Source organism: Campylobacter sp. CFSAN093229 (assembly GCF_011068225.1).
GTDB lineage: Bacteria > Campylobacterota > Campylobacteria > Campylobacterales > Campylobacteraceae > Campylobacter_D > Campylobacter_D jejuni.
Map to the genome: position 1 here is coordinate 1 of NZ_JAAMXB010000017.1, position 6,452 is coordinate 6,452.

The window sequence follows — 6,452 nt, forward strand, 5'->3', positions numbered from 1 at the left end:
GCAAGGATGTTTTCGTTGATCATTTTGCCCATTTTTCCAAGTTCATCATCGGCTTTGATTGAAATTAAATCAACTTCGTGTTTTTTGTGATTTAAAAAATGAAAGAAATTTTCTAAAGATTTTAAAATAACAGGAATTCTAGATCCAACTATTTTTTTAACGCAGACATAAACTATAATCAATATGACAAGTAGTATAAAAAAAGAAATGATGATAAAAATAATTTCTAGTTTCTTTAAAGGTGCTAAAACTGAATTTTTAGGAGCAGTTACAACCATACTCCAATGACTTGAATTATTTGCAGTGCTAAAAGATGAAACGGATGCATAGCTTAAATCTCCAGTTGAAGCAACATAATCATCTATTATAACAGTTTTGTGTTCTTTAACAGCATTATTGACTAATTCCACAGAGGGATCTTTATTTATATCGCCAAGTGTTTTTAAAATAGCATTATGATTTTTATGAATGGTAATAACACCTTTATCAGTCATTAAAAATCTTAAATCCCCTTCAAAAAAATCTAATTTTGGGTCAAGTATGGTTTCAGAAACTTCAGAAAAATCTAAAGTATATCCAGCAACTCCAATCAATTTACCTTTATTATTAAAAATAGGCATTCCAAAATTAATACCTAGAAAATCTTTTCCATCGTAGTTAAGTTTAGTTGGTGGCCCAACAAATAAACTGTCTTTATCTCCATATTTAGCGTTTTTTTCTACTTGCTCTATAATCTTTAAATTACCAAAATTATTTGGCGTTTGAATCGTTTCTATTCCTCCAGATTTTCCAGTGGTTTGATCAAAATAAATCATAGCAAAAGTTTTACCATCAGAACTTGTGTATCTTTTATCAATTCCTTGAGCATCCCCTAGCACTGAAGTATCTTTTAAATACAAAAAAGTATAAGCTGAATATAAACTACTATCAAATAAATTTTTCATTAAGCTTTCAATCAAATCAGCATCAACTTGATTATTGTGTTCAAACATATCATTTAAGGAAGTTGCGGTTCCTTTTGTAAGTGCAACAGTTTCATTTAGAATACCTTCCATATAATTGGTGTATCTTTTTGAAGCTAAAAATATTGAATCCTTGGCCTCTTTCTCCATATTTTCAGAAATATATATGGAAACTGTTGAAACTAATACGATAATGCCTAAAATTACCCCTATAGCTACAGATAGAATAAGCTTAGTGCTTATATTTAAAGAACGAAAATTCATATTTTTTCCTTAACTTTTAAAAATTTATAAAAAACTTAATATAGTATTCTATATTTTTTTAAAATATTCTTAAAAATTTTAATATCTTTTGTATTTTTACCATATGTTAACTTTTTATAAATATAAGTATTTAAAATATTGAAATTTTATTGAAGTTAAGAATTATTAATGCAATTTACCTTTGAACAGATTTTTATCGCAATGCTACTGACTCTTTTTGCAGGTTTTTCTACAGCTATAGGTTCTATAATAGCCTTTTTTTCTAGAAAAGATGATTTAAGGGTGCTTTCTTTAGGACTTGGTTTTTCAGCTGGGGTAATGATATATATTTCTTTCATGGAAATTTTACCCACTGCACTGAAAGATTTTAAAAATCACTATGATTCACATTGGGCTGAGCTTTTGGGATTGGCTTGTTTTTTTGGTGGAATTTTAATATCTTTATTGATTGATAAATTAATCCCCGAAGATGTCAATCCTCACGAGCCTAAAGAGGATTTAAGCGAGTTAAAAATTTGTCCCTTACCTCAAAAAGGACAAAATCCTCCGAAATTTCATCCTGGAGAAAAATTACATCAGATCAATACTAAAGCTTTAAAACGCACAGGGATTTTTACAGCTTTAGCTATTGCTATACATAATTTCCCAGAAGGTTTTGCTACTTTTATTTCGAGTCTTGATAATCTTACTTTAGGAATTGCTATAGCTATAGCTGTGGCTATACACAATATCCCTGAAGGTTTGGCCGTGAGTTTGCCAATTTACCATGCTACAGGAGATAAGAAAAAGGCTTTTATTTATTCAGCTCTTTCGGGTTTTGCAGAGCCTTTGGGTGCTTTTGTTGGAGCTTTGATTTTATTACCTTTTATAGGCGATCTTACTTTAGCTATAAGTTTTGCTGTGATTGCAGGAATTATGGTTTTTATATCTCTTGATGAACTTTTGCCCGCTGCAAAAACTTATGATAAGGCCCATGATAGTTTATATGGACTTATCGCAGGAATGGCAATAATGGCTTTAAGTTTAAATTTGCTTGGACAATAGAAAGCCTTGCGGCTTTCTTGCAATTTAATTCACACCTTTTGGCGCATTAAAGGCAGTAAGTTTTGGTGGTTCACCTTTAAATTTTTCTATGTTTACGAGCCCTGTGTGAGAGATATTGCCATTGGCAAGTTTTGAAGTTGGCATATCCATGGTTAAAACATTTGCATTTCCACATTTGCAAAGTCCGTTTTCATTAGGATCATACTAAGCACCTTCACAAAGCCTTACAACCCCTTGCATGATTTCATCGCTTACAACAGCACCTGCTAAAACTTCACCGCGTTTGTTAAACACGCGTACTACATCGCCATTTTTTATACCAAGTTTTTTTGCATCTTTAAAATTGATTAAAATAGGCTCTCTATCTTTTATTGCATAAGTATCTCTTAAGCTTGTGTGGCAAAGTTGAGAGTGCAAGCGATCTCTTGGGTGATTTGTAAGTAAGTGGAAAGGTGCTTCTTTGGTTGCATTTCCAAGCCATTCAATAGGCTCAAACCAAGTAGGATGGGCTTTGCAATCATCATAATTATAATTTTTAATCGCTTCTGAGTAAATTTCAATAAGTCCTGAATCTGTACCCAGAGCATTTAAGATAGGATCTTCTATAAATTCTGAAAAACGAGTCCATTCTAAACTTTCAGCTGTTAGTTCAAAAGTGATTGGTTCATTTTTAGCCCAAAATTCTTCAAAACTTGGCATAGGAATAGCAAAAGCTTCGCCAAAACTTTGAGTTTGTTTTAGGGCACTGTTGTAGTATTCTTTGATGAAATCTTTAGCTTTTTTGCCATTTTCTGTGTAGGCATTAAAGACACTTTTTCCATAAATTTTACAAATATCAGAGAAAATTATATAATCATCTTTGCTTTCACCCACAGGCTCAACTGCTTGTTTCATAGGAGCTATATGCATATTTGAATAATCTCCTGTCATGGCAATATCATCTCTTTCATAAGATGAAGTTACAGGCATAACAATATCTGCCATTTTAGCTGTTGGGGTCCAGCAAATTTCATTTACCACAACGGTGCGTGGTTTTCTCCATGCTTTTACGTTAGTGTTAGTATCTTGATGGTGTACTAAAGGATTTCCGCCTACCCAGTAAATGAAATCAATATCAGGATAGGTAAGCTTAGAGCCGTTGTGATCTATGGTTTTTCCAGGGTGAAGTAAAGCATCAGCGATTCTTGCTACAGGGAAAGAATAACTCGCTGCATTTTGAAGCCATTCTGCGCCTTCGTTTGAAGTTTCGCTTTTTGCTAAACCTTTAAATTTACCATTTTTCCAAATCCCTAAACTACCTGCCGTCATACCGCCGATAACTCCGCCTTTGCAAGTTGGAACACCGCCATTGCTGTAATGATAGCTTAGTCCAAAACCACCTCCTTTTGTGCCGATTTGTCCTAACATTGCACAAAGAGTAACTAGTATCCAGTGAGGCTGTTCGCCATGATGTGCTCTTTGCATACCCCCATTAAAGCTACATCGGTATTTGGGCGTGGAGCTATCCATTTGGCATTTAAAAATTTTGCTGTAGTGGTTTTTATAGGATCTATACAAATTATTTTGATTTTACTGTCTTTAAGTTTTTCAAAATACGCCAAACCTCTTTGTTCGTTTGAAGTCCAAGCTATGCGTAAAGTAGAAAGCGGATCAGCACCCCAAATCACAACATATTTAGAATCACTTAAGATATTTTCCCATGAGGTTTGTTGCTCATAAACTTCAATCGATCCTACAACATAAGGCATAATCACTTGAGAAGCTCCTGTAGAATAGTCTCCTGTAGCTCCTACAAATCCACCTGTTACATTTAAAAATCTATGAAGTAAGATGCGTGAGTTTTGCATATTTCCACTTGATTTCCAGCCATAGCTTCCACCAAAAATCGCACTTGCATCTTTACTATCTCTTGTTTTTTAAGCTCTTTGGCGATAAGCTTGATCGCTTCATCATAACTTACGCGAACAAACTCATCTTTTCCGCGAAGCTCAGGCTTAGGATTGTCAGGATTTTCAAGGTAAGATTTACGTACATAAGGGTACTTCACACGAGATTTATAAACCATATCGGCAGTATAGTGTTGTAAAGGATTATCCATTTTTGTAACTTTTTCCTAAGGTTCACTTTTTACTATCTTGCCATCTTTTATAGTGAGTTTTAAAATCTCCCAGTGTGCTGCGGTAATCACTTCTCCATTTTTTACAAGTCCAAGGCTAATTTTTGAAGCTTCTAAGGTTTTTCCTGCACTTAAGCTTGGAATGAGAGGTAAAGCACTTAAGCTCGCTCCAATTTTTAAAAATTTTCTTCTATCTAGCATGCTTTTCTCCTTATTTTGTTTTAAAATCTTTTGCGTTTTTTTGTAAGTATTCTAAACTAGCCATCTGTCTTTTTTATCAATGCCTGTTCTATCAGCCATAGAACGGAAAATTGCAGGCCAAGTATTAGCTGTAAATTCTTTTTCTTTGTGGATAGCATGACAAATTCCGCAGTTATTTACAAAAAGCTCTTTAGCTCGATTTAACATTTCTTTATTGTCTTTGACAAATTCTTTTTGTTCTGCCCAAATTTCAAGGCTTACTTTATCCCATTTTCCATCTTTTCCAGTTATTCTTTGAGAGAAATTTAATTTTGTATTTTTAGAAAAAGCTGCAACAATAATTCTTTGAGAGTCATTGAAATAAATCACAGAAGTTGCTTTAGGATTTACATAACCATCAATTTTTAGCAAAACCCTGTTATTTTCGCTTTTTAACACTTCAAAAGGATTTGTAGGTAAAAGTCTTCCTATGACTTTAGTATCATCTTTATTAAGATAAAGTGATACAACTTCATCGGCATAGACGGTATTTTCTGCCCATAAATATGTCGCTAGGACAACAAAAGAAATGAAAATCTTTTTCATTGCTATTCCTTAATATAAATTTGATGTAAATGTATTTTAATACTAGTTAATTTAATTATTAATTAATATTAACAAAATATTAATTAATAATTAATAACTTTTTTAGAAAAAAATAAGCATTTTATAGTTATAATTTAGAAAATAAATATACAAGAAAGGAAGACAATGTTAAAATCTATCGGAACTAAATTAACCCTTTCAGTAATTGGAAGTGTTATGGTTAGCTTAGTCTTTATGATTGCTATCATATCATGGAAAGTTTCTCAAAATATGGAAAAAGAAGCAGAAATTGCTCTAGACATAGCTTCAAAAAGATATGTAAATTATATGCAATCCACACTTAACGAACCTTTTTTACTCTCTAAAGCATTAGGCGCTAGTATACAACAAGTTATTAATGATAATGGGAGCATTGACATTAATGTATTGGAAAATTTGACCAAAAAAACATTAGATTCAAGTATGCATACCACTTATGCTTTTTTGTACATTAAAGATCTTTCAGTCTTATCAGGAAATAAAGAAAAAGACATTCGAAATGGAAATTTATCTATTGTTTATAATGATTCAACTCCAGGGATTGATGGAGGTATTAAAACATTTATACAAAATAAAAATATGTATAACAGTATACCTGTAATCTCAAAAATTGAAAACAATGTGCACAATGGAGAGCAAAAGATTACTTTTGGTTCAGTTAAGCATCTTGATTATGGCAATGGAGAATTTTTAGGAATAAACTTAGGAATGCCTATTTTTAATCAAAAAGGAGATTTTGCAGGAGTTATTGGTTTCTCCTTAGAGCTTTCACAGATGTCTAAAGCTTTACTTGATCCTTCTTTAAATTTTCATGAAGGAGATTTAAGATTGCTACTTACAGATGATGGAACATTTGTTATTCATAAAAATCCTAAAGCAATTTTGAAAAAAATCAATGAATACAACCATTCTCCTTCTGTAGCTCCTATATTAAGTGCTATTAAAGAACATAGAGATATTTTAATCAATAATTTTTACACGGCAACAGGTTTAACCAGTTATGCTTCGGTTTCATCTTTTAGTACATTAGAAAATTCAAGTCATTGGAGTATACTTGTAACAACCCCTAGAACTTCGGTTTTAGCACCTTTATATCATCTTCAATTAATTATAGTTGCTGTAGTTGTTATATTTTTAATTATAATTTCAGCTATTGTGTATATGTGTATAAAATATATGGTAAGTGCAAAAATTAATTCAATTTTTAAATCTTTGCAAAATTTCTTTGACTTCATCAACTA

The 6,452-nt window shown here is 32.0% G+C and carries 1 protein-coding gene and 4 pseudogenes; 2 read left to right on the forward strand and 3 right to left on the reverse strand.

The annotated features are described in order from the left end of the window. Nucleotides 1-1,226, reverse strand: a pseudogene (locus FBE93_RS08035) (cache domain-containing protein); the annotation flags it as partial. Nucleotides 1,227-1,394: 168 nt separating this feature from the next. Between FBE93_RS08035 and zupT the strand changes: the two are divergent. Next, nucleotides 1,395-2,270, forward strand: a complete 876-nt coding sequence (zupT, locus tag FBE93_RS08040; protein WP_002851840.1) for a zinc transporter ZupT — start codon at nucleotides 1,395-1,397, stop codon at nucleotides 2,268-2,270. Nucleotides 2,271-2,294: 24 nt separating this feature from the next. On the opposite strand, the pseudogene FBE93_RS08560 reads toward zupT, so the two are convergent. Both FBE93_RS08560 and FBE93_RS08050 read right to left on the reverse strand, forming a co-directional pair. Further along, nucleotides 2,295-4,587 (reverse strand): annotated as a pseudogene (locus FBE93_RS08560) (molybdopterin-dependent oxidoreductase). 10 nt (nucleotides 4,588-4,597) lie between these two features. Then, nucleotides 4,598-5,172: pseudogene (locus FBE93_RS08050) on the reverse strand (cytochrome c3 family protein). A 165-nt stretch (nucleotides 5,173-5,337) separates the two neighbouring features. Here FBE93_RS08050 and FBE93_RS08055 point away from each other — a divergent pair. After that, nucleotides 5,338-6,452 (forward strand): annotated as a pseudogene (locus FBE93_RS08055) (cache domain-containing protein); the annotation flags it as partial.